The 23,203-nt window shown below is 52.7% G+C and carries 21 protein-coding genes and 1 pseudogene; 17 read left to right on the top strand and 5 right to left on the bottom strand.

Translation table 11 applies throughout. The features are described from left to right. Nucleotides 1-7: 7 nt before the first annotated feature. Nucleotides 8-811 (bottom strand): ABC transporter permease, encoded by an 804-nt coding sequence (locus FPL14_RS04715; protein WP_182301932.1) that lies wholly within the window; start codon nucleotides 809-811, stop codon nucleotides 8-10. Further along, nucleotides 808-1,626: an ABC transporter ATP-binding protein gene (locus FPL14_RS04710; RefSeq protein ID WP_182301931.1), complete on the bottom strand. Its 819-nt coding sequence runs from the start codon at nucleotides 1,624-1,626 to the stop codon at nucleotides 808-810. Before FPL14_RS04710 ends, FPL14_RS04715 begins: the two co-directional genes overlap by 4 nt. Nucleotides 1,627-1,812: 186 nt before the next feature. On the opposite strand from FPL14_RS04710, the gene FPL14_RS04705 reads away from it, so the two are divergent. The 16 genes and pseudogenes from FPL14_RS04705 (at nucleotide 1,813) to FPL14_RS04635 (ending at nucleotide 18,942) form a co-directional block, all read left to right on the top strand. Next, nucleotides 1,813-2,559: a DeoR/GlpR family DNA-binding transcription regulator gene (locus FPL14_RS04705; RefSeq protein ID WP_182301930.1), complete on the top strand. Its 747-nt coding sequence runs from the start codon at nucleotides 1,813-1,815 to the stop codon at nucleotides 2,557-2,559. A gap of 264 nt (nucleotides 2,560-2,823) precedes the next feature. Then, nucleotides 2,824-4,323, top strand: a complete 1,500-nt coding sequence (locus FPL14_RS04700; protein ID WP_220471213.1) for an FGGY-family carbohydrate kinase — start codon at nucleotides 2,824-2,826, stop codon at nucleotides 4,321-4,323. A gap of 15 nt (nucleotides 4,324-4,338) precedes the next feature. Next, entirely contained in the window at nucleotides 4,339-5,124 is a 786-nt protein-coding gene (locus tag FPL14_RS04695) for an SDR family NAD(P)-dependent oxidoreductase (RefSeq protein ID WP_182301929.1), read from the top strand. Next, entirely contained in the window at nucleotides 5,121-5,870 is a 750-nt protein-coding gene (locus FPL14_RS04690; protein WP_182301928.1) for an HAD family hydrolase, read from the top strand. Before FPL14_RS04695 ends, FPL14_RS04690 begins: the two co-directional genes overlap by 4 nt. Nucleotides 5,871-5,888: 18 nt before the next feature. Next, the gene (locus FPL14_RS04685) at nucleotides 5,889-6,716 is read left to right on the top strand and encodes a carbohydrate ABC transporter permease (protein WP_182301927.1); all 828 of its coding nucleotides are present in this window, start codon (nucleotides 5,889-5,891) and stop codon (nucleotides 6,714-6,716) included. A gap of 14 nt (nucleotides 6,717-6,730) precedes the next feature. After that, nucleotides 6,731-8,038, top strand: a complete 1,308-nt coding sequence (locus FPL14_RS04680; RefSeq protein ID WP_220471212.1) for an ABC transporter substrate-binding protein — start codon at nucleotides 6,731-6,733, stop codon at nucleotides 8,036-8,038. 45 nt (nucleotides 8,039-8,083) lie between these two features. Further along, a complete protein-coding gene (locus FPL14_RS04675) occupies nucleotides 8,084-8,959 on the top strand; it encodes a carbohydrate ABC transporter permease (RefSeq protein ID WP_182301926.1) in 876 nt (291 codons plus the stop codon). Between the two features lie 35 nt (nucleotides 8,960-8,994). Next, complete coding sequence (locus FPL14_RS04670; protein WP_182301925.1) at nucleotides 8,995-9,816, top strand: BtpA/SgcQ family protein; 822 nt, start codon at nucleotides 8,995-8,997, stop codon at nucleotides 9,814-9,816. A gap of 226 nt (nucleotides 9,817-10,042) precedes the next feature. Beyond that, a complete protein-coding gene (locus FPL14_RS04665) occupies nucleotides 10,043-11,887 on the top strand; it encodes a cache domain-containing sensor histidine kinase (RefSeq protein ID WP_182301924.1) in 1,845 nt (614 codons plus the stop codon). A gap of 6 nt (nucleotides 11,888-11,893) precedes the next feature. Next, a complete protein-coding gene (locus FPL14_RS04660) occupies nucleotides 11,894-13,525 on the top strand; it encodes a response regulator (protein ID WP_182301923.1) in 1,632 nt (543 codons plus the stop codon). A 29-nt stretch (nucleotides 13,526-13,554) separates the two neighbouring features. After that, nucleotides 13,555-15,147 (top strand): beta-N-acetylhexosaminidase, encoded by a 1,593-nt coding sequence (nagZ, locus tag FPL14_RS04655; protein WP_182301922.1) that lies wholly within the window; start codon nucleotides 13,555-13,557, stop codon nucleotides 15,145-15,147. A 2-nt stretch (nucleotides 15,148-15,149) separates the two neighbouring features. Then, nucleotides 15,150-16,112 carry an ROK family protein gene (locus FPL14_RS04650; protein ID WP_182301921.1) on the top strand — a complete coding sequence of 321 codons (963 nt, stop codon included), beginning with the start codon at nucleotides 15,150-15,152 and terminating at the stop codon, nucleotides 16,110-16,112. Between the two features lie 107 nt (nucleotides 16,113-16,219). Further along, nucleotides 16,220-16,591, top strand: coding sequence for a hypothetical protein (locus tag FPL14_RS29755; protein ID WP_229263778.1), 372 nt, complete (start codon nucleotides 16,220-16,222; stop codon nucleotides 16,589-16,591). After that, on the top strand, nucleotides 16,588-17,469 hold the full coding sequence (locus tag FPL14_RS04645) for a CapA family protein (protein ID WP_229263777.1): 882 nt from the start codon (nucleotides 16,588-16,590) through the stop codon (nucleotides 17,467-17,469). The genes FPL14_RS29755 and FPL14_RS04645 overlap by 4 nt, the downstream gene beginning before the upstream one ends. Beyond that, nucleotides 17,444-18,285, top strand: a pseudogene (locus FPL14_RS30455) (glycerophosphodiester phosphodiesterase). The gene FPL14_RS04645 and the pseudogene FPL14_RS30455 overlap by 26 nt, the downstream one beginning before the upstream one ends. A 3-nt stretch (nucleotides 18,286-18,288) precedes the next feature. Beyond that, a complete protein-coding gene (locus tag FPL14_RS04635) occupies nucleotides 18,289-18,942 on the top strand; it encodes a fumarylacetoacetate hydrolase family protein (protein WP_182301920.1) in 654 nt (217 codons plus the stop codon). Nucleotides 18,943-18,994: 52 nt separating this feature from the next. On the opposite strand, the gene FPL14_RS04630 is transcribed toward FPL14_RS04635, so the two are convergent. The 3 genes from FPL14_RS04630 to FPL14_RS04620 form a co-directional block, all read right to left on the bottom strand. Further along, nucleotides 18,995-20,125 carry an HD domain-containing phosphohydrolase gene (locus FPL14_RS04630; protein WP_182301919.1) on the bottom strand — a complete coding sequence of 377 codons (1,131 nt, stop codon included), beginning with the start codon at nucleotides 20,123-20,125 and terminating at the stop codon, nucleotides 18,995-18,997. A gap of 119 nt (nucleotides 20,126-20,244) precedes the next feature. Next, nucleotides 20,245-20,808, bottom strand: coding sequence for a TetR-like C-terminal domain-containing protein (locus FPL14_RS04625; protein WP_182301918.1), 564 nt, complete (start codon nucleotides 20,806-20,808; stop codon nucleotides 20,245-20,247). Continuing rightward, the gene (locus FPL14_RS04620) at nucleotides 20,805-21,467 is read right to left on the bottom strand and encodes an MBL fold metallo-hydrolase (protein ID WP_182303850.1); all 663 of its coding nucleotides are present in this window, start codon (nucleotides 21,465-21,467) and stop codon (nucleotides 20,805-20,807) included. Before FPL14_RS04620 ends, FPL14_RS04625 begins: the two co-directional genes overlap by 4 nt. A gap of 305 nt (nucleotides 21,468-21,772) precedes the next feature. Here FPL14_RS04620 and FPL14_RS04615 point away from each other — a divergent pair, with 305 nt between their 5' ends. Further along, nucleotides 21,773-23,161 carry an extracellular solute-binding protein gene (locus tag FPL14_RS04615; RefSeq protein ID WP_182301917.1) on the top strand — a complete coding sequence of 463 codons (1,389 nt, stop codon included), beginning with the start codon at nucleotides 21,773-21,775 and terminating at the stop codon, nucleotides 23,159-23,161. Nucleotides 23,162-23,203: the final 42 nt, after the last annotated feature.

The following is a 23,203-nucleotide window of genomic DNA, read 5'->3' as shown; positions in this document are numbered from 1 at the left end:
ATGCGCGCTATCCTCCTTGGATGACGACTCTTCGCAAAGCTTTGCCCATCGCGAAGCGGCCGATCATCACTAGTCCTGCAAGCCATATCAGCTGGAGAGGGATGAAGGCCATCGCTTCTTCGGCCGGTATATGCCCCGAGTATACGCGGAACGGGAAGTCCGCCGTTAACCGGAAAGGCAGGACGTTGACGATCGTTTGCAGCCAATCGGGCATTAGCGGAATCGGAATGACCATACCCGCGAGAAATTCGCCGATGACTCCGAACATGAGCAATGAACCGGCCGCGGACATCGTGACGAATGTCGAAATGTAAATGAGCATCGAGATGGCTACGAGAATGAGAAGGCCGAGAAGAAGAGTAACGACGAATAACCCGGCTGCGGTTACGTCAACGGGCAGCGATAAGCGATAGGGGCGAGGCAAGAATAGGGCTACGACGAGAATGGGCGAGCAACGAAGCGCGGCGCTGGATAATCTCTGAGCGAGCAGCTTGGCGTACCAAAACCCGTAAATGCCGGTCGGACGGCATAACTCATAGGCGATGTTGCCGGAAGTAATCAACTTGAACAACTCGTTATCCCTGAACCAAAGCATTATGAACGAGAGGAAGGCTTGTTGGAGCCACACGTAAGCAATGAGCTGCGGCAGCGAGATCGGCGGCGCGACGGACGCTTGGCTATAGAAAGCCTCGAACACCATGATGATGATGAAACCCCAGAAAAACTGCGTCGCGATTCCAGCAAGCGCGGCGGTGCGATACTGAAGGCCGTTGGCGAGGCGAAGGCGAAAAACGGAAAAGTATGCCCTCATGAGATCTGGTACTCCTTGTACATCCGTACGAGGATCTCTTCCACGGTAGGCGCAGGCTCGGAAGGGGATTGATCGGCGTATCTTTCGCGCAAAGCATGAATGTCTCCATCGTACAGGAGGGAACCCTTGCCGATCAGGATAATTCTCTGGGCTAGCGCTTCGATATCGTTCATATCGTGGGTAGTCAAGATGATCGTGACGCCCTTTTCCTGGTTGATCCGGGTAATGAACTGCCTGACCGCGAGCTTGGAGACGGCGTCCAGTCCGATCGTAGGTTCGTCGAGGAAAAGGATGCTGGGACCGTGCAGGAGCGAAGCCGCGATTTCGCAGCGCATCCGTTGACCGAGACTCAGTTGCCGCACGGGAGTTCGAAGAATGTCCCCGAGGTCCAACGTTTCGGTGAGAAGCATGAGATTGCTTCGATATTCCGCTTCCGGCACATCGTAGATATCCCGTAACAGATCGAAGGAGTCGATGACCGGCACGTCCCACCAGAGTTGGGATCGCTGCCCGAACACGACGCCTATGTTTTTCACGTACGCCACGCGGTCCAGCCAGGGCGTGTAGCCCATAATATCGCACGTGCCGGAGTCGGGAACGAGGATGCCGCTCATGACTTTGATCGTCGTCGATTTCCCTGCTCCGTTCGGTCCGATATAACCGACGATTTCGCCTTGCCGGATAGAGAACGAAATGTCGCGTAACGCGGCGACTTCCGTATACTCCCTGCGGAACAACGCTTTAGCCGCGCTCCGTACCCCCGAGGTTCTTTTCGCTACTTTAAATGTCTTGCTAATTCCGCTAACGGTTATCAATGATTTGTCCTCCTGCATGGAATAAAAAGCGAAAGGAAGAAGATGGTACCATTCCGATAGAATTGTGTCAACTGTCTTTTGATCGCTTCCGACGTATCCTATTGCTTAAAGTTAGGGAATTAGATACAATAGGCAATGATCAAAATATGATCATTTGTTATGTTTGTGATAAAAGGAGGGTCGAATGTGAACAACGCACGTGAAAAAGACATCCTAGAGCTTCTTCACAAGCAATCGCCTTCGTCAGTCCAACAGCTTGCTACGCATTTGAAGATGTCCGAAGTGACGGTACGGCGGGATCTCGTGGACATGGAGCAAAAAGGGTTGCTCGTTCGCAAGCGGGGGTGGGCGTTTCTCCCCGGCCTCGGAATCGAGCCTCTATTCAATCAGAGGATGAAGCAAAATTCCGACTTGAAGCAAAGAATCGCGGCTTATGCCGCGGACCAAGTGTGCGAAGGGGAAGTGATCGCTCTCGACATCGGAACGACGGTTACGGAGCTTGCCAGGGAGCTGCTTCGGAAGAACAACGTAACCGTGTTCACGTTTTCCTTCCAAGCGGCCAACATCCTCTCCCAGAGCAACGTTAATTTGTATCTGGTAGGCGGCAATCTTCGCAAGACGGAGATGTCGCTCGTCGGATCGATTACTCGCGACACGATCATGAAATTTCATTTCGATCGCTTCTTCATGGGGATGGCCGGACTTTCCAAAGATAACGGGCCGACCGATTTCAACCTGGAAGAAGCCGAGATCAAACGGGCGTTCCTCGAACGCTCCAAGCACGTAGTCGCCTTGGTCGACAAGACGAAGATCGGCGTAACTTCGCTTGTTAAGATCTGCGAGTTCGACGAAATTGACGAAATCGTAACGAATGAAGATCCGAATTCTATGCATGAGCAAATTCCGTTCCGAGGCAAATGGACTTTCGTATAAGGAAATAGAATGAGGGCGTTGGCCGGATAGGCCAGACAAAGACGGCGAAAGCCGTCTTTTTTTTGCGTTCAAATAAAGAGTTCTTTACTACACTTTGATCAGTAAATGATCATATGGTGATTAATTGTGATCGTAATTAGATTTTTATTGACCGTAATGTAAGCTTATGATATATTCAGATCACGGATTGATATTAGAGTTAGGTTATCTTACATGCATGTTCCATTTCATGTTCAATAACAACGAATTGAAGGAGGATGGATTGTGAGTCGCTACTCTTTAGGGATCGACATCGGTACAACATCCGTCAAAGCCATCCTGATCTCGCGCGATGGGCGGATCGTCTACGAGACAAGCTCTCCGCACGATCTGTATTCCGAACGGATCGGGTGGGCGGAGGAGAACACGGATGATTGGTGGAGCAACACGTTGCTTGTGATCGAGCGGATGTTGCAAGAGGTTCCCCAAGCGGCAGCGGGGATCGAAGCGATCGGCGTCAGCGGCATGGTGCCGGCCATCGTATTGCTCGACTCGGAAGGGAATCCGTTGCGGCGCTCGATTCAACAGAACGACGCGCGTTCCGGCAAAGAAATCGATTGGTTAAAGAAAACCCTCGATCAAGACTCGCTTTATCGCTTAACGGGCGGATATACGAATCAGCAGCATGTACTGCCAAGGTTGTTATGGGTAAAGGCGAACGAACCGGATGTCTGGAGCAAGACGGCGACGATCTTCGGATCCTACGACTATGTCACCTATAAATTAACCGGGCAATATTCCATCGAAGCCAATTGGGCGGTCGAAAGCGGTTTGTACGACATTCGCGAAGGCGTATGGCTGACAGATCAACTTACAGGATTCAATGTGGATCCCGACTTGTTCCCGGACGTTCGGGCTTCGGCCGACATCGTCGGGACCGTGTCGGAAGAGGCGGCCGGGCTGACGGGACTTCCGGCGGGTATTCCGGTTATCGCGGGTTCGGCCGACCATGTCGCTTCCACGCTCGCTGCGGGCATCGTGGACGAAGGGGATCTGTTGATCAAATTCGGAGGCGCCGGAGATATTCTCTACTGCACCAATGATATCGTGACGGTGCCGGAGTTGTTTTTCGACTATCACGTCGTGCCGGGACGTTACTTGCTGAACGGCTGCATGGCGGCTAGCGGCTCGCTCGTGAAATGGTATATCAAAGATTTGCTCCGTACCGAGAACGACGATATTTTCAGAGAGCTGGACGAGGCCGCGCTCCAGGTGAAGCCCGGAGCGGACGGTTTGGTAATCCTTCCTTATTTTCTGGGAGAGAAAACCCCGATCTTCGATCCGGAAGCGAGAGGCGTCATGTTCGGTCTTACGTTGTCCCATGGACGCGGACATATTTTCCGGGCCATCCTCGAAGCTGTCATATACGGCTTCAGGCACCATGTCGAAATCCTTGAATCCCATGGTTATCGTCCGAACAAAGTGTTCGCGACCAATGGAGGCGCGAAGAGCAAGTTCTGGTGCCAGATCGCCGCAGACGTGCTGAAATGCGATATACGGTCTTTTCCGTCCCATCCCGGATCGGCGCTAGGCGTCGCGTTCGTGGCAGGCATGACCGCCGGGTTGTTCGACGATTGGTCGGACATTCACGGCTTCCTGCAAGATTATCGGGATTTCTCGCCGATACCGTCCCATTCGGACGTTTACGATAAATCGTATCGGATTTACCGGGACTTATATCGGCAGTTAAAGCCGTCGTTCGAGTCCTTGAAGTCACTTTACTAAGGGGGAAACCACAGCATGACCTACTATCCATTGCGGAACCAAATCGCTCTTGTTACGGGGGGCGGAGCCGGAATCGGCCAAAGCATCGCGATCAAGCTCGCTTCCTTGGGAGCCACGGTCGTCGTGACGGACATGCGCGCGGAAGCCGCGGAAAGCACGGTGGCGCAGTTGGAGCCGCGATCGCCGGCTCACTCGGCTATGAAGCTCGACGTAACCGACAAGGAAGAAGTCATTCGAGTGTTCGGGGAAACGGCGGCCCAATACGGGGGGATCGATATTCTCGTCAACAATGCCGGAGTTTCCACGATGAACACGATCGAGAAGCTGACGGAAAAAGAGTGGGACTTCAACTTCGACGTCAACATTAAAGGCATGTTCTTCTGCACCCAGGCGATTATTCCCGTCATGAGGAGCAGAGGGGGAGGCAAGATCGTGAATACCGCCTCCATGGCGGGCAAACGCGGCGTTCCTCTTCTGGCGCATTACGCGGCTTCCAAATGGGCGGTTATCGGCTTCACGAAGAGCGCGGCAATGGAACTGGCCGCCGATAAAATTACCGTCAACTGCGTGTGCCCGGGATACGTTAAGACCAGCATGCAAGAACGCGAGCTGGAGTGGGAAGCTTCGCTTCGCGGCATGACGCCCGAAGAAGTCAAGGACGAGTATATCCGCAACACGCCGCTCGGCAGGTTGTGTACCGCGGAAGACGTCGCCAGAGCGGTCGGATTTCTCGCATCGCCGGAAGCCGAGTTCATTAGCGGCGAGGCGATGGACGTAACCGGAGGGGCGGGATTGGGTTGACGAAGATAAGAGTAGGCACGGATGAATATGACATCGATGGCGTAGTTTTCGACAAAGACGGGCTGCTCTTTGATTCGTTGCATTTCTGGAAAGGGCTGGGGGACGTTCGTATCGCGACTTTGGCCGAGATCGATCGGTTCCCGGTCGAGGAATGGTGCCGCTTGTTCGGCGTCCGACTAGAAGAAGGCAAGGTCGCGGATATCGATCCGAACGGGATCTTCGCGATCGCTTCCCCTCAGGAAGAAGCCACCGTTACGGCGGCGTTGCTGCACGACGCCACCGGTTCGGAGTGGGGTTGGTGCCGTAATGAGGCGGCGGCAGCTTTTAAGCGTTCCGACGAGAGATTCGACGTGCGCAAAGTACTGCTCCCGAAACCCGGCTTTCCCGATATTTTCCGCAGGCTGCGGGAAGCCGGAATTCCGTATGGAATCGCCACCTCCGACGATGCGGAACGGACGCGGATTTCGGTCGACGCCTATGATCGCGCGGATTCTCTCTCCTTCATAATCACGCCGGCAGACGTAAAGAAAGGCAAGCCGAGTCCTGATATGCTGCATCGTGCTTCGGACATCCTGGGGGTTCCGGCCGGCAAGTTGCTTATGCTCGGAGATTCCTATGTCGACGTGCAGATGGCATATGAGGCGGGCAGCATCGGAATCGGTATTCCCGACGACGAAGGGATGAAGGCGAAGATGTCGCCTTATGCGTCCAAGATTATCTCTTCATTAGAGGAAATTGAGTTTTAGCGGGGGAGGTGACATCAAATGAACGCAAGACAGAGCGAAAGGCTGCTGAACGGTCTAACCTACGCCGCGCTTACGGTAGTCGCCCTTATTTTTCTGCTGCCCATTCTTTGGATCGTTCGGACTTCGTTTACGACCAAAGCGATTGCGTATCAGATTCCCCCGAAATGGTTCGTAGAGCCGACGTTGGACAATTATCGCGCGATCTTCTCCGATAACCCGTTCGGGAGCTACTTCTTGAACAGTATGGTCGTTTCGCTGGTTTCGACGATCATTGCCGTGTTTCTCGGGGCAATGGCGGCTTACTGGATCGCGCGGCAAGTGAAAGGCGGCAACTTTTTGCGGATTGCCATACTGGGAACCCAAATGCTTCCGCCAATCGTTATGGTCATTCCAATTTTCATGATGATCAAGAAGCTTGATTTGCTGGATTCTTGGCTGGCGCTTATCGTGACTTATTTATCCTTTAGTTTGCCCTACATGATCTGGCTTTTGATAGGGTTCTTCGAAGGAATACCGAAAGACCTGGACGAAGCATGCGAAATCGACGGCTGCACGAAAATGCAGGCGTTCACGAGAGTGGTTCTGCCGCTTGCGGCGCCAGGGATCATGGCGGCGGGCATTCTCAGCTTCCTCATGGCATGGAACGAGTTTCTTTTTGCTTTGGTGCTTACGGGCACCGGAGCGCGCACGCTTCCGGTGGCGATCGCCAATATGGAAACCCAACAAGGCGTTATGATCGCCCAGCTGTGCGCGGCGACGGTAATCATCATTCTTCCCGTCGTAGTCCTGTCTTTGTTTATACAGAAATACCTGGTCAACGGCATGACAATGGGCTCTGTCAAATAAGGAGGATCTAACAGATGAAGAAACATGGATTAGTGCTAATGGCAATTATGCTCGTACTGTCGATACTTTCCGCGTGCGCATCGGGAAACAACAAGGAAACATCCGAAAGCCCCGGCGCAGCCGGCAGCGGCAAGAAAGAACTCAACATTCTGATGGAGTCCGTGCCGGATACCGATTTCGTCAAGCGGGTGGTCGATAAGTTCACCGCGGAATCGGGCATTAAAGTCAACATCGAAGCCGTCAACTATGCATCCATGCACGAGAAACTCGTTCCGCAATTGCTGAATGCGACCAGCAGTTACGATATCATCGTCGTCGACAACTATTGGGTCGGGGAATTCACGGACGCGGGCTGGCTTGAGCCGCTCGATTCCTTCATTACCCGCGATAAGTTCGATACGAGCGTCTACTCGAAATCGATGTGGGATATGGTAGGACAAGTAGATGGCACGACGTACATGCTTCCTTTCTATAATTACGCCATGTCATTGGTCTATCGTACGGACGTCTTCAACGATACGGATCTGAAAGCCAAGTACCAAGCCGAGTTCGGTCGCGAACTGAAACTTCCGGATAATCTGGAAGAGTACGTAAACATCAGCAAGTTTATAACGAAGGAAAAAGGCGATTCCATGTACGGCGCCGTCATGATGGGCCTTCGCCCGGATCCGATCAGCGTCGAGTGGCTCAACTACTTGTTCAGCTCCGGCGGCGAATTTTTCAACGCGGACGGTTCCGCGAGAATCAACGACGCGAATGCCGCGAAGTCGCTAGACTTGTACATCGACAACATGAAGAACGCGGCACCGAAAGGCGCTGCCGGATTCGGCTTCGACGAGGCGTTTAACGTTTTCGCGCAAGGCAACGCGGCTTCGTTCATTACTTACAACTGGATGCTGAACAAGCTGCAAGACGAGAACGAATCGAAGGTCGCGGGCAAGGTCGACGTAGCGGAAGTTCCCGGCGGCGTTTCCCTTAACGGAGGCTGGGGCTGGGCAATTCCGAAAAACGCCGAGGATAAGGAAGCTTCTTGGAAATTCCTCAACTGGGTCGAATCGTTCGACATCGCCAAGGAACGCGCCTTGGCCGGCGGTTCCCCGACGAGAAACGACGTGTTCGCGGACAGCGACGTGTTGGGACAATATCCTCATTACGTAAAAGTGCAAAAAATCATCAACGACTCGCATATGATTCCGATTATTCCGCAAGCGCCGCAGTTGATCGAGATTCTAGGACGCGAGCTGTCCGAGGCGGTGTCGGGAGGCAAATCCTCCCAGAAGGCGTTGGATACCGTCGCCAAAGAAATTTCCGAACTGGAATAAGAGCGAGGAATCATAAATTGATCCCGGGAAGGAGGTGGTTGGCCGATGTTTTCGGTAAAACGCAAGCAATTTCTGATCTTTTTCGTTCCTTCCTTGATCGTGCTCGGCGTGACGGTCATCTATCCGTTGATATACTCGCTGATCATGAGCTTTACGAACGCGTCTTTGAAGAGACAGGGGTTTGGAGAGTTCATCGGATTGGATAACTATATCAAAGCGTTCAAGGATACGTATTTCATTGATTCGGGTTGGAATACGATCGTCTTTACGGTTATCGTGGTCACGCTGGAGTTTCTTTTCGGATTGGCCGTCGCGTTGCTGCTTAATCGGATCAAGCGGGGCAAAAAGATCTTCTTTACGATCATCATTGTGCCGATGCTGATCACCCCCGTCGCCGTCGGTCTTATCTGGAGGCTGCTTCTGCACCCTGATCTGGGAATCGTCAACTACCTGCTCGGTTTGATCGGAGTAGAAGGGCAGGCATGGCTGGGAGACGCCAAGCTTGCCATGATGACCGTCGTCCTGGTGGACATTTGGCATCAGTTGCCGTTCATGATCTTGTTGCTGCTCGCAGGGCTGGTATCGTTGCCCGGCGAGCCATATGAAGCGGCTACCATCGATGGGGCCGGCAGATTTCAAACTTTCCTGCACGTTACTTTGCCGCTGATGAAAGAAACGATCGTCGTGGCCGTCCTTTTCCGCGTCATAACCGCCATCAAGACTTACGACCTCATCTACGTACTGACGAAAGGCGGACCGGGAACTACGACGGAAGTCATCAGCTATCACATTTACAAGCAAGCTTATACCTTCCTGAACACGGGGTACTCCTCGGCTATGTCCTACTTGCTGCTTCTCGTCATTTTGCTAATCAGCACCTTGTTCGTAAGAGTCAGCAGAGGAAAGCCTCAACCTAGATAAACATATACAGATCTTACATCATAGGAGTGATTGGAATGACATGGTTAAAAGAAGTCATCGGAACGGAAAAGGCAATTATCGCCATGTGCCATTTGCTTCCATTGCCAGGCGATCCGCATTTTGACGCCGACAAGGGAATGGATCACGTCATCGAGATGGCCAAGAAAGATTTCCTCGCGCTTCAAGAAGGCGGCGTCGACGCCGTCATGTTCTCCAACGAGTTCAGCCTGCCCTATCTGACCGACGTCAAAACCGAAACCGTAGCTTCGATGGCGCGCATTATCGGAGAGCTTATGCCGCTTATCCAAATTCCGTTCGGAGTTAACGTTCTGTGGGACGCCAAAAAATCGCTTGATCTCGCGGTAGCTACCGGAGCGAAATTCGTTCGGGAAATTTTCACGGGCGTCTACGCCAGCGACTTCGGCTTATGGAATACGAACGTAGGAGAGACGATCCGCCATCAGCACCGCATCGGCGCGGACAACGTAAAGCTATTGTTCAATATCGTGCCCGAGGCTGCCAAATACGTAGCCGATCGCGAGATCGAGAGCATCGTCAAATCAACGGTGTTCAACAACCGTCCGGATGCGCTCTGCGTATCGGGATTGACGGCCGGCGCGGAAACGGACGATCAAATCCTGCAGCGCGTTAAGAAAACGGCGAACGGAACGGTCGTGCTCGCCAATACCGGAATCCGCTTGGAGAACGTGGAACGCCAGCTGTCCGTGGCCGACGGCGCCGTAGTCGGAACGACGTTCAAATACGACGGCGTATTCGAGAACCATGTCGACATCGAGCGCGTGAAAGCCCTGATGAACAAAGTGAAGGCGTTCCGCAAAGACGCGATCGTCGTATAATCGGGATTTACAAACCATAGCGAAGCGTTCGGCAACCTCGACCCGAGAATTAACGGGCCGGGGTTGCTTTTTGTTTATTTTTATCCCCCCATAATGGGAATGGCGACTAATAGGCGAGGCGTTCGGATTTTATAATGAAGGAAGCGGAACTTTCATTCGCTCAAGCCGATCAGGTCTCCTCCTGCTATAATGAGATTACTTTACCCGAGAGGACGGGCATCTTCAGATGAGTTTGAGCAAACGGATTTTTGCCGCGTTTTTAGCGTTTATCATCGTTCCTTTGTTCGTGTTGGGTTCCGTTTCCTATCTCGTGTTCCAGAAAGTGACTCAGGAGAAATACGCGGAGCAGACGGAAGTGACGCTCAAAGCGATCGGCCGAAACATCAACAACATGATCAAGGAAGCCAACTACTTCTCCGACTTTTGGGTAACGACGGAGGATAGCGTGGAGGCCGCGGAGCAAACGATCGACCCGAACGAAGGAAATCCGGAGGTTACTGGCGATGCGTCCCGCGCCCCCGATTATGTTCAATTGCTGGAGAAAGAGAAGCTTCGTCAAAGGATGCTGCTCACTTACCCCGGAATAAAATCCGTCACGCATTACCGCAACGATAACCAACAAGTGACCGTCAATTTCACGAAGGATATGCCGCTCTCCCGCGAAGATCTTGAGAGCAGCCCTATCTATCAAGAAGTTCTTAAGAAAAACGGAGCTCCCGTATGGATCGGTCCCAACGAAGACGTGAAGCTGACGGGCGAGAACAATTTGTTTACGCAAATACGGGTGCTGCTCGACATCGACTCGTTGAAGAGCAAAGGGATTCTCGTCACTCGTTTCCAGATGAGCGAGTTAAGCCGCATATTCAGTTTTTATAGCAGCCAGGGAAAAATAGACCGGCGTTTTCTTATCGTAGCCGGCAACGGCAACATTATTTTCGATAACGAAACGGTTGCGGAAGGCCAACACATCTCGAAGTACGTCGATACGGTCAAAGGAATCGACATGACGAGCAATCAGCCGCAGAGCAAAACCTTATCGTTCGACGGAAACAAAAGCTTCGTCTCCGTCCAAGACTTGCAATTGCAGCGTTTGGGCGTGGGAGATTGGAAACTCGTCATGGTGACGTCGTGGCAGTATTTGTCCGGGGATATGGTGATCGTCCTGCGTTGGATGGTCGTCGTGACTACGATTTCTTTGGCTCTGGCGCTCGTTTTTAATCTGATGTTCGTTCGCAGAACGGTTACGTTCATCATTCGCGTCGTCAGGGCGATGCGCCAAGTGGAGCGGGGCGATCTTACGACGCGCGTAACGATCTTAGGGAAAGACGAAACGACGGCTCTGGCGCGGGGCTTTAACAGCTTGGTTACGAGAGTGGAGGAGCTGCTGGACGACGTGAAAGAGGAGCAGTCCCGCAAACGCAAGGCGGAGATGATGCTTCTTCAAGCCCAAATCAAACCGCATTTCTTATTCAATGCTCTTGAGTCCATTAACATTTTGGCGGTTCAGAACGAAGGCCGCAAAGTGAGCAAGATGGTTCAACGGCTCGCGAACATATTCCGGATCAGCATTCAGCAGAAGGAAGAAATTACGATCGAGCAGGAATTGGAGCATCTGATGAGTTACCTGGAAATTCAGAAATACCGGTTCGAGGATCTGTTCGACTACACGATCGACGTACCAAAAGAGCTCTTGAACGAATCCATCCTGAAGCTGACGCTTCAGCCTCTAGTAGAGAACAGCATCCAGCATGGATTCGAAGGAATCGAATACATGGGGAAAATTCATATTAGAGTTCAAGAAGAAGGCCGTAATATCGCTTTCTACGTAGAAGACAACGGAATCGGCATTTCCGATCGCCAATTGGCGCTATTCGCGACCAGGGGGATGACGACGCTGCAGGAAATGTACGAGGAATCCCCGGAAACCGGGGAACGCCGCGGGCTTGGGGTAGGTAACGTAGCCGACCGGTTGCGCATCCATTACGGACAAGGATACGGCATTATTCTGTGCAGCGCGCCCGGACATGGAACAGTCATTAAATGCTTGATACCGCAAACACCGGGGGAGTGACTCCTAATGAGACTTAAAGCGCTATTGGTAGATGACGAAGTGAATATTTTGAAAAACCTGACCGCGGTTATCCCTTGGGATTCTCTCGATATCGAATTGGTCGGTACGGCCCGTAACGGCGAGCAGGCTGTCGAACTGGCTAAATCTATGCGCCCTCATCTGATCTTGTGCGATATTCGCATGCCGGTTATGGACGGTATCGAGTTTCTGGGCGCGCTGCGCGAGTTCGATACGCAAGCCGAAGTGATCATGATGACCGGTTATCAAGATTTCAGCTATGTACGCTCGGTCATTCGTTATGAGGTAAAAGATTATATTCTGAAGCCGATCGACTACGAGGAGCTTACGGAAACGATCAAACGGTTGGCGATAGGCGTTCGGGAAAGAAGCATGGAACAGCATTCCATGCAGCAAGAATGGAAACAGGTTTTCCACCTGGCTTACGAGAAGGTGCTCTACGATCGGATCATCGACCTTGGCGGAACCGCAAGCCGCCCTTTCCTGAAGCTTGACGAAGCCGACGGAGACAATCTGGCATTCGCGATGATGCTGGTGGATGTCGCGGATTATTCGAAGCGCGAACGCACGTGGGACGACAAGGAACGCAAGCTGTGGAACTTCGCGATACAAAATATTTTGCAGGAAAACTTGACGAACTTCGAGGTGCCGCATTCCGTTCTTCAGGTACGCAGCGGAGAATGGTGCGTGCTGATCGAGCGAATTCCTCCGGATCTCTATGATCGCGAGCAATGCTTGACGTGGGGGGAGAAGCTGCGCCACGCGGTGGAAAGCTATCTTAAGCTGAACATACGAATCGCTCTCCACCCGTCGGAAGTTAGCTTGAAACAGCTTGCCAAAACTTATAAGAGCTTGCAGCGTTCGTTGAATCTGTCCTCGGCCTCCAATGCGAAAGTCATCGTGTCGGAGAAGGCGAGAGGGAACGCGGATACGTCGCAGCAGCTCTGGGATCGGATCGAAGAAATGGTTACCGGCCTGAAGCGATGCGACCGACGCCGGACGGAAACCGCGTTGAAAGAACTGAACGAGAGCTTCCGTTCGCTTCCGGAAGCTTCATTCGAGCGGGTGGCGCCGATCGTTCATTACTTGTGCATCCACCTCTTAAGGGAGATGCGGGCGATGGAAGTGATCAACCGGGAAGAGGAAATCGCGATTTGGAGTCAGATCGATCAGCATCAAGGCATACGCGAGACGCTAATGGTCATTAACCGGCTCGTGGATCAATCGATAGAGAGCGTTATGAAGAAGAAGACGAGCGACGTTCTCATGCTGTCCGCGAGAGATTATATCGAACGGAATTTGTCGTCGGAGCTTAGCATTGATTTGCTCGCCGATTATTTGGGGATAAGCGGCAGCTATTTCAGCCTTCTATTCAAGCAGCACTTCGGGGAAACGTTCGTGGAGTACGTGACCAAACAAAGAATGGAAATGGCGAAATCTCTTCTCGCGCTAAGCGACAAGAGCGTTACGTTGGTCGGGCAGATGGTCGGCTACTCGGAAAGACGCTATTTCACTAGAGTGTTCAGCAAATACACGGGAATGCTTCCGTCGGAATATCGCGAACGGCAACAGAATCAATCCGGAGCGGAGCCTCCGGCATGGGCGAATCCCGAAGCATAAATGAAGAGGGACAATGAGGAGAGAGAATAATGGCATGGAACAGAAAATTCGAGCAGCTTGACCTTAAGGAAAAGATCGGGCAGCTCTTTATGTGCGGGTTCGACGGTTTGGAGCCGACGAAAGAGATCATGAATCTGATCTCCGAATACGGGATCGGCGGAATCATTTATTTCCGGCGGAACCTTCGCAACGCCTCGCAGGTCGAGGCTCTGTCGGCCAAGCTTCAGGCGGCGTCTGCCGATCCGCTCTTTATCGCGATCGACCAAGAAGGCGGGATGGTCGTTCGTCTCGAGGACGGCGTGACCGTCATGCCCGGCGCAATGGCGCAAGGCGCGGCTTGCAACGCGGAACTGAGCTTCGAATCCGCCAAGTGGGCAGGAGCGGAATTGCGCGGGATCGGAATCAACATGAACTTCGCTCCGTGCTTGGACGTCAACAATAATCCGCAAAACCCGGTCATCGGCGTTCGTTCTTACGGAGAAGATCCCGCGCGCGTAGCGGAAATCGGCTTAGCGGCCATTCACGGCTATCAGGAAGGCGGAGTAGCGGCAGTCGCCAAGCATTTTCCGGGGCATGGCGACACCGCCGTAGATTCCCACTACGATCTGCCTCTCGTTCCCCATGGCGTCGATCGATTGAATGAAGTAGAACTGCTGCCGTTCCGCCGGGCGATCGAACAACGGACGGACGCCATCATGACGGCTCACGTCGTGTTCCCTGCGTTCGAGCCGGGCAACATTCCCGCGACCCTTTCCGAACGGATCTTGACCGGGCTATTGCGCAAACAGCTCGGATTCGAAGGGCTGATCGTGACGGACTGCTTGGAGATGAACGCCATCGCCGAGACGATCGGAGTCGCGCGAGGCGCGGTAGAAGCCATTAAAGCCGGAGCCGATCTGATCTTGGTCAGCCATCGGGTAGCTCGTCAGAAGGCGGCGCTGGAAGCGGTAATGGAAGCGGTTATGACCGGGGAGATCCCGGAATCCCGGATAGAAGAGGCAGCGCGGCGAAATTGGGAATTGAAACAAACTCGCGGTTTGTTCCGCAATGTCGTTCCGGCAACGGACCGCCTAAAGGCGGAACAAGTGCAACGCCAGCTCAGCGAAGCGGCGGTCACCGTCGTCAAAGGCGGTCATAACCTCCCGTTGTCCAACGATGGCAAAACGGTAGTCGTCTGGACGGAAGCGAGAGTGGGAACCGAAGTCATAGAGGTCATTTCGCAGGAATGGACATTGGGAGCCGCGCTTAAGCAAGCGGGTTATGATGTTCAAGAAGTCAGAATCGGCATCCGGCCGACCGCGCAAGAGGCGGCAGCCGTGCGCGCGGCTACGGCCGGCAGCAAGACGGTCGTGTTCGCTTCATATGACGCGGGTTTCTCGTCGGAACAATCCGAACTGATCCGGGAACTATCCGCGAATGGCAGTTATTCGTTCGTATGGGTAGCCACAAGAACGCCTTACGATTTGCTGATCGCCCCTGAAGCAACCACTTACCTGTGCACTTATGAGAACAAGCCGGCTATGATGACGGCGTTGGCCGGGATTTTGTCCGGTAATATTCCCGTTGCGGCGAAGCTTCCGGTAACGATCGGAGACTATCCCCGGGTAGATGCGGGAGAGTGAACATGAGCTATCGGATCGGGATGGATGTTGGAGGAACGAACGTCGTAATCGGATTGTTCGGAGCTGACGGGAAGCTGCTGCGGCGAAGCAAAACCCGCACGGTCAAAACAAGTTCGCACGAGCTATTGCGGCAATTGGCTGATCTATGCAAAGAGATAATAGACGCCGAACAAGTGCCGGAACAGCTTCTGAGCGCGGTAGGAATCGGGCTCCCTGGATTTATTGCCAAGGAGACGGGTTTAGTCAACGCGGCTAACCTGCCGTTTACCGACATTCCCGTTGCCGAACGCCTCCGCGAATTGCTCGGAGTACCCGTTACGGTCGAGAACGACGTGAAAATGATCGTATACGGAGAATCGCTTAGAGGCGCAGGACAAGGATACTCGCACATTCTGGGAGTCACTTTAGGTACGGGGATGGCATCCGCATGGGTGACGGAAGGCCGTCTTCATGGCGGAGCCGGAGGTTTAGCCGGGGAAATCGGGCATGTCGCTTACTCGGATATCCCCTACATGTGCGGTTGCGGCATGAAAGGATGCTTGGAGACGGTTGTCTCCGCTTCCGGCATCGTCAGGCAAGCAAGAGACGGGTTGGAGGCAGGTTGGGTCGGATTGCTGGCGGACCGTTTCCCTCCCGCCAAACGCGAAGAGCTAACGTCCAGAGACGTATGGCAAGCATACCGTGAGGGCGATGCCTTTGCCGGACAAGTGTTTCAGAAGACGGCGTATTGGCTGTCGAGGGTATTGATTCCTTCCGTTGCGTTGTTAAGCCCCGATGTCATGATTATCGGCGGCGGCGTCGCGGCGGCCGGAGCCGTATTCTTCGAGCCGTTAAGGAAATACGTATCCGAAAGCCTGCATCCGTTATATAGGGAACGGCTTCTCATCGTTCCGCCTTCATTGGGGGACGACTCCGGGCTATACGGCAGCGCGGAGTATGCCGCAAAACAGCTTGCAGCGCAATAAAACGAGAAAAAGGACGATTTCCCCCTAATTATGGAGATGGGAAATCGTCTTTTGCGTTTTCATGTTGTATAATAACGGGCAAGAGAGACGGGAGGACGGTTGACGAAATGACTTATTCGCGGTCGCGAACGCAAAATCAACAAAAGACGAAACGTCGCAACAGAATGCGGCTTCTGCTTATCGTAAATGGAGTTTTATTAATCTGTATCGTCGCGGTTGCCGCATTGGTATGGAAGTCGAACGAAGATAAAGAGGGAGGCAACGGATCGGGGAACCCGCAAGCCCAGAGCGCCGCTTCCCCTTCGGGAGAAAGCGTTCCGACGCCATCTCCGGGTCCGGTCGAGGAAGAAAATGAGAGTTCGCTTACCCCGACGCCGGAGCCGGAGGAACAATACACGGAGCCGGAAGCCCGTCCGATACGGTGTCGTTGGCATTCGTCGGGGATATATTGCCGGCGGCGAGAGTGCTTGAACTTATGAAATCCAACGGTTTCGATTATCCGTTCCGCGAGGCCAAAACCGCGTTGGAGGCGGCGGATATTACGGCGGGTAATCTGGAAGCTCCGATTACGACAAGGGGCACGCCGGCGGAGAATAAGCAGTACGTGTTCCGCGGGAGCGCCGACGCCATTCCCGCTCTGAAGGAAGCCGGTTTTGATTTCTTGTCGTTAGCGAACAATCATACTTTGGATTACGGCTGGGAAGGGCTTAGCGATACGATGGACGCGCTGGACGACGCAGATCTCCAGCATGCCGGTTCGGGCAATGACGATCGCGAAGCTTTTGCTCCCGCATACATAGAAAGCAAGGGGAATACGGTTGGCTTCGTCAGCGTTACGCGAGTGGTACCGGAAGTGTCTTGGAAAGCCGATAAGACTCACCCCGGAGTCGCCGAAGCATACTCGCCGGATCGCGCGGTTGCGGCGATCAAGGAGGCGAAGCGGAATGCCGATGTCGTCGTGGTTATGGTCCATTGGGGAGTGGAGCGGGAAGAACGTCCGGTTAACCATCAGACGGACTTGGCCCATCGCTTCGTCGACGCCGGAGCCGATTTGGTTATCGGCAGCCATCCGCATGTATTGCAGGGCTTCGAGGCATACAAAGGGAAGTGGATCGCATATAGCTTAGGCAACTTCGTCTTCTCTACTACGGGGATCAAATCATCGGAAACCGGCGTATTGAATGCCAAGTGCGGCAAGGACGGAGCATGTTCGTTATCGTTTGCTCCGATGTTCGCGAAAAACTCTCAGCCCGCGCCGATGGAGGAAGCGGAAAGAAAGGCGCTGCTGGCGCGTTTGTCGTCATTATCCTACGGCGCCGACGTAGAGGAGGATGGAACGATTGTGGCACGGGATTAAGAGCTTTGCAAAAGGGCTTAGAAACTTGCCATTCCGATTTCATATTAAAGGGAGTAATCTAATGAACGACACTACGCGCGCCGCTCTGCACCCCTGTGTCGCGCATCGCGGCTTCTCGGGAGAAGCGCCGGAGAATACGATTGCCGCTTTTAGACTTGCGATGAATCAGCCTCATGTCCATTGGATCGAGCTGGACGTTCATCTTTCGAAGGACGAGATCCCCGTAGTCATTCATGACAGTACGTTGAAACGGACGACTAACGGCCAAGGGCGCGTCATTGATCATACCGCCGAGGAGTTAGGAAGATTAGACGCGGGAAGCTGGTTCGATCCTAAGTTTCCGCGGAAACCGTTTCTACGCTAAGCGAGGTTCTGAGTCTAACCGCAGGTAAATGCAGATTAAACGTCGAGTTAAAAGGGGACGACGCCGATTATGACCGTCTGGCTAAACGGGCGATCGAGGTTCTCCGTTCCCAACGGTTAGAGGACGAAATCGTGATCACTTCGTTCCGGCCCGATATTCTTCGCGCCGTTCGCAAATACTCCCCTTCCATAAGGATCGGGCTAATTATCGATGAACGGCCTGATGATCTTGTCCGGACTTTAATCTCGCTCGACGCGTCCTTGCTGTCGATCGGCTTCAGGCACATCGACGAGAAGCTTCTGCAACAAACCTCGGAAGCTTCTATCGACGTTATGGCATGGACAGTTAATTCCGTCGGGGATCTGCGCAGGCTATCGAGCCGACAAGAACCTTTCCAGCTATGCACGAACTATCCGGACCGTTGGTTGTCCGCGGTTAAAGAGGAGAAATAAGCGATGCCGGATCAAGATCGACAATCTTTGGCGAACTTGCGTAACATTTATTGCGTCGGCCGAAATTATCGGCTTCATGCCGCCGAACTAGGCAATGAGGTCCCTACTACTCCGATGATCTTTACCAAGCCGACCCATGCCGCTACGGCGATGTTGAATAATATCGTCGGGATTACCGGTTCGCAAGGGAGCGTCCATTACGAGGCGGAGCTCGTATTCGCAGTCGGCAAGGAATACGAGCCGGGTATGACATGCGACGAGCTCATCTCATCGTTCACGGTAGGATTGGATTTTACGCTACGGGACGTTCAAGATCGGTTGAAGTCGAAGGGGCAGCCTTGGTTGCCTGCCAAAGGCTTCCGTAATTCGGCGGCGCTAGGCGGTTGGTTGAAATTTCCGGGGTTACGCGCCATGTCCGAGCATGATTTCAGCTTGAACATTAACGATAGGGAAGTTCAACGGGGTAACGCTAAGGAAATGGTGTTCGATTTGCAGCGAATCGTCGATTTCGTCGGCCTTAACTATGGGCTGGGAGCGGGAGATCTGCTGTTCACGGGTACTCCCGAAGGCGTCGGTGCCTTGCGGGACGGGGATAAGCTGGACGTCAAGTGGAATGAGAGCAGCCTAGGCATTATGAAGGTGAGACTGGAAGGATAAAGAAGAGAAGGAGCTACTCCAAGCGGCTGAGGCCGCGGAATAGCTCCTTCCTTTATTTAATCTCGATTTCATCATCCGTTAGCTTCTGGCGGATTTCGAGCAGCTTGGGCAATTTTTCGAAGAAAACGTCAACGACGGCCGGATCGAAATGGCGTCCCCTCTCTTCGCGGAATAAGTTTTCGATTTTATCAAGCGGCCATGCAGCCTTGTAAACCCGTTCCGCGCTTAACGCGTCGAATACGTCGGCAACGGCGGTAATACGGCCGAAAATATGGATTTCCTCGCCTTTTCTCCCTAAGGGATATCCGGTGCCGTCCCATTTCTCGTGATGCTGCTCCGCCACGATGGAGGCGGTTCGCAGCAATTCGCGCCTGGACCCCCGCAGCAATTGATGTCCGATGTTCGTATGCGATTTAATGATATCGTATTCTTCGGCGGTCAATTTGCCCGGCTTATTCAACACCGCATCCGGGATGGCGACCTTCCCGATATCGTGCATCGGGGAAGCGGTACGCAGCAATTCGGCTTGACTCTCGCCCAGACCTAGGCCAAGAGCGAGGACGTAGGAGTATTCGGCTACCCGTTTAACGTGATTGCCCGTTTCCTTGGATCTGATCTCGCCGATTTCGCCCATGGTCGAAATGATCTCTCGCTGCGTATCGATAATTTCCTGATGCAGCATGACGGATTCGAGGGATTTGCCGGCGTAAGAAGCGGCCAAGGAGAGCAATTCTAAATCTACCGTGGTAAAATAACCGACTTCGGTCAATTTGTTAATGGCTTGATAGGCGCCGATAATTTCACCGTCATTGTTGCGGAACGGAACGGTAATGATGGATTTGGTATGATAACCCGTTTTCTGATCGTTCTCGGAGTTATGTCTCGGATCGTTATAGGCATCCTCGATGATGATCGGTTCGCCGGAGACGATCGCGTTTCCGACTAGACCCGTTCCGTAAGGGATACGGATTTCGTCGACGCCATGAGCCACGGTCGTGTACAATTCATGATTGCTTTCGTCGATCAGCCATACGGCGCATCGATCCGACAAGATCATTTCCCGTCCCATGTTGGCCATATGGACGAGCACTTGATTCAATTTCCGCTCGCTGGCGATTTTCGCGGTATAGTCAAAAATAATGCGTAATAAATCTTCCGGCGTCAGCTCTTTTTTGTACACCATGCTTCACTCCTTAACCATCCAATAGCATTATTCGCGAGAATGTTGTCGAATCCTGCTTTATGCGCAAAAAAAACAACTTCTTCGGTCGGAAAAAGTTGTTTTACGGGTAATGGGTGCAGTTAGTTAAATTGGCGGCTCAAACCATCGATATAATAAGTGATCGACTTAGACAAGCTTTCCATTAAGTCTTCTTTCATTTGAAATCCGCCTATCGCTTCCAAGGAGGCGAATCCGTGCACCAAGCTGCGTAAACCGCGAATCGCGTGAACGGCTTCTTCGGGCGGGATACCGAGCGGCTGCATCAACCGGATGAACAGATTCAGTATGCCTTCCGCCGTTTGTTCGAAGGGTGCCGGTTTAGGGTCGGGGATGCGGTTAATCGATTCATATAGGCCCGGATGCTGGCGAACGAAAAGAACGTAAGCCTGACCGACCTCGATTAACGCTTCTTTCCCGGAATGGCCGATAGCCGCGTCCTGCAGTTGATCGAGCAATTGTCGGGAGGCGTAAACGGCCAGCTTCTGGCGGAGGTCGGGAAGACCTTCCACATGGTTGTAAAGGGAGGGAGTTTTAATGCCTAATTGACCTGCGACGTTGGCCAGCGTGATTTGCTCCCAGCCGATCCGATCGGCTATGTCCGCCGCGGTTGCGATTACGATTTCGGGTTTAATGCCGGCTCTCATTGGGCTTTCCTCTTTTCTAAACGTTGCTCCGCTTCTTCGATGGCGCGCCGGATAAGATTCGCGGGTTGATTAAGCGCCGGTCCATGGCCTACGGCCAGTACCGAGGGGTTAAGCTGCAATAGCCTCTTGGCGCTTGCGATGGCCGTAGGCGTATGCCAGGTGGCCAATGCCGGAAATGGAAACGTCCATTTCACGTGGCCGGAGACGGCTAATCCGCCTTTCGATTGGAAGGCGTCGCCCGCGATAAGCGTTTGGGTTTCGGTTTCCAGAAAAGCAAGATGGCCAGGGGAGTGTCCTGGAGACGAGACGGCTATCAGCGAACCGATGCAGTCATTGTCTTCGATGAGGAAATCCGGAGCGAAGAGCGCCTTTTTCGGTAATCCGCCTTTAAGCGGGGTTTGCGGTTCATTCGGCAGGAGAGAGCGATTTCCTTTTAGAATGGCTGCCTCCCGGCGGGACATTCCGATCTTCGCGTTCGGATACTTCGTCTTAAGGTAAGGAACGGCGCCGATATGATCATCATGAGCATGAGTAATCAAGATCCGGGTAAGCGGCTTGCCTGTTGCTTGGATAGCGGAGTCGATTCCTTTGGCCAGGGAAGGAACGCATGCGTCGATAAGCGTCACGCCGTTCTCGTCTTCTATGAGATAACAATCCATCGGGAATAATTTAGGAACGAAGATCAGTTGGGTCACGGGACCCCATGTATTTTTGTTCAAGCTAATCGCCTCCAATTACTAATTGTATTATCATTATAACTAATATCATTAGTTTTAGCAAGCGGGTATTTTGACTAATTTTCCATTTATCGTTGATATTAGCTGGCGGCGAAGGGGGAAAAAACTTGTTTTTTGCGCAAGATGATCTTATCCCTTCTTTAGCTGTTTGACTCCCTTACTTTAAGGAAGTTTGCTTTTACAATAAGGGTGTAAGTATCAAACAACCTTTTGGGAGGTCTATAAAAGTGAAAAAGAAACTACTTACCACAGTTGCATCCGTCGTAATGTTGTCATCGGCTTTGACTGCTTGCGGCGGCAACGACAAAAACGAAGCATCTCCTGCTGCAAGCCCAAGCACTAGCGCAAGCGCCAGCCCGAGCGAATCGGCCGAAGCGCCGGCGAACGTGGAAAGATTCGACGTTTCCTTGCGCCACATCCAAATCGGCGAACTGCAAAAATTCCGTAAAGCGATTCTTGACGAAGTCGTTAAAAAATCCGAGGACGAAGTAAAGGGAGCCAACTTTGAACTCGACGCCGTTGAAGACAGCTTCAACCGTTGGACAAAGCTGCCGGCCGAAATGGCGGCAGGCAATCCTCCTAAAATCTTCGACGTGTTCGGCGGACCTGCAGAAGCTCAAAAGTATGCCCGCGCTAACAAATTGCTCGACGTGACTCCGATCCTTGATGAGCTCGGAATCAAAGATAAGTTTACGGACACTTCCACGTTTACGGTAGACGGTAAAATTTACGGATTGCCGATCGGTGCTAGCTCCGAGGGATGGTTCTACAATACGGAACTTCTTGCGGCTAACAACATCGCCGTTCCAAAAACGCTTGAAGAGCTCGAAGCCGCGTTCGAAACGCTGAAAGGCAAAGGCATTACGCCAATCGCAATGGGGTCCCAAGCTGCTTGGGTGCCGTTCATGCTCGTGAACACCATGATCGCTCGTTATGCTGGTCCTGATATTCAAGCAGGCGTAGCCAACGGTACTCGCAAATTGACTGAGCCTGAAGTTGTCGCTGCCTTCGCGAAATACGAAGAGTGGATCAAAAAAGGCTACTTCACGAAAGGCGAACTCGGTATCGACTACGCCGGTCAAACGAACGAATTCATCGCAGGCAAAACCGGATTCCTGTTCGATGGAACTTGGCGCGCGTCTACCTTCGCTGCTGAAGGCGTAGGTAAAGCTCTTAACGGTAAAGTCGGTTACTTTGCATTCCCTGCGGTATCGGGCGGCAAAGGCGACCAAACCGCGGTTAACTACAACCAAAACAATGGTTACGCGTTCTCTTCGGACCTTAACGACAACGAAAAAGCGGCTATCAAAGCGTTCATCAAAAATCTTTATGCGGACGAGTACCAAGTTCGCGGTTTCAAAGAAGACGGCGTATTGCCTTCCATGAAAGTAGATCCAACGTTGCTGACTTCCGAAGATCCGATCATGAAAGAAGTTTTGGCGAACAATGCTGCAGCTGGCACTGTATTCCCGCACTTCGATTCTCTCGTACCAGGAACAGTAAACGGCGAGTTCGAAAAACAAATCCAAAACCTGATCGCCGGCAAGTCCGATCCGCAAAAAGCGGTTGAAGCGATTCAAAAACTTCTAGATACTGAGCTAGCAGCTCTGAAATAGTCCTAATTCAGCGATCACGACGATGAGGAACCGCTGCCCGCA

Source organism: Cohnella cholangitidis (assembly GCF_014107495.1).
Taxonomy (GTDB): Bacteria; Bacillota; Bacilli; order Paenibacillales; family Paenibacillaceae; genus Cohnella; species Cohnella cholangitidis.
Note: the sequence above shows the minus strand (reverse complement) of the source record. Positions and strands in the feature narration are given on the sequence as shown.

Coding starts and splice junctions, on each gene's coding strand:
- FPL14_RS04715 (WP_182301932.1), bottom strand. CDS start 811: ATGAGGGCATACTTTTCCGTTTTTCGCCTTCGCCTCGCCAACGGCCTT.
- FPL14_RS04695 (WP_182301929.1), top strand. CDS start 4,339: ATGACCTACTATCCATTGCGGAACCAAATCGCTCTTGTTACGGGGGGC.
- FPL14_RS04685 (WP_182301927.1), top strand. CDS start 5,889: ATGAACGCAAGACAGAGCGAAAGGCTGCTGAACGGTCTAACCTACGCC.
- FPL14_RS04680 (WP_220471212.1), top strand. CDS start 6,731: ATGAAGAAACATGGATTAGTGCTAATGGCAATTATGCTCGTACTGTCG.
- FPL14_RS04675 (WP_182301926.1), top strand. CDS start 8,084: ATGTTTTCGGTAAAACGCAAGCAATTTCTGATCTTTTTCGTTCCTTCC.
- FPL14_RS04670 (WP_182301925.1), top strand. CDS start 8,995: ATGACATGGTTAAAAGAAGTCATCGGAACGGAAAAGGCAATTATCGCC.
- FPL14_RS04665 (WP_182301924.1), top strand. CDS start 10,043: ATGAGTTTGAGCAAACGGATTTTTGCCGCGTTTTTAGCGTTTATCATC.
- FPL14_RS04660 (WP_182301923.1), top strand. CDS start 11,894: ATGAGACTTAAAGCGCTATTGGTAGATGACGAAGTGAATATTTTGAAA.
- nagZ (WP_182301922.1), top strand. CDS start 13,555: ATGGCATGGAACAGAAAATTCGAGCAGCTTGACCTTAAGGAAAAGATC.
- FPL14_RS04650 (WP_182301921.1), top strand. CDS start 15,150: ATGAGCTATCGGATCGGGATGGATGTTGGAGGAACGAACGTCGTAATC.
- FPL14_RS29755 (WP_229263778.1), top strand. CDS start 16,220: ATGACTTATTCGCGGTCGCGAACGCAAAATCAACAAAAGACGAAACGT.
- FPL14_RS04645 (WP_229263777.1), top strand. CDS start 16,588: ATGAAATCCAACGGTTTCGATTATCCGTTCCGCGAGGCCAAAACCGCG.
- FPL14_RS04635 (WP_182301920.1), top strand. CDS start 18,289: ATGCCGGATCAAGATCGACAATCTTTGGCGAACTTGCGTAACATTTAT.
- FPL14_RS04630 (WP_182301919.1), bottom strand. CDS start 20,125: ATGGTGTACAAAAAAGAGCTGACGCCGGAAGATTTATTACGCATTATT.
- FPL14_RS04625 (WP_182301918.1), bottom strand. CDS start 20,808: ATGAGAGCCGGCATTAAACCCGAAATCGTAATCGCAACCGCGGCGGAC.
- FPL14_RS04620 (WP_182303850.1), bottom strand. CDS start 21,467: ATGGATTGTTATCTCATAGAAGACGAGAACGGCGTGACGCTTATCGAC.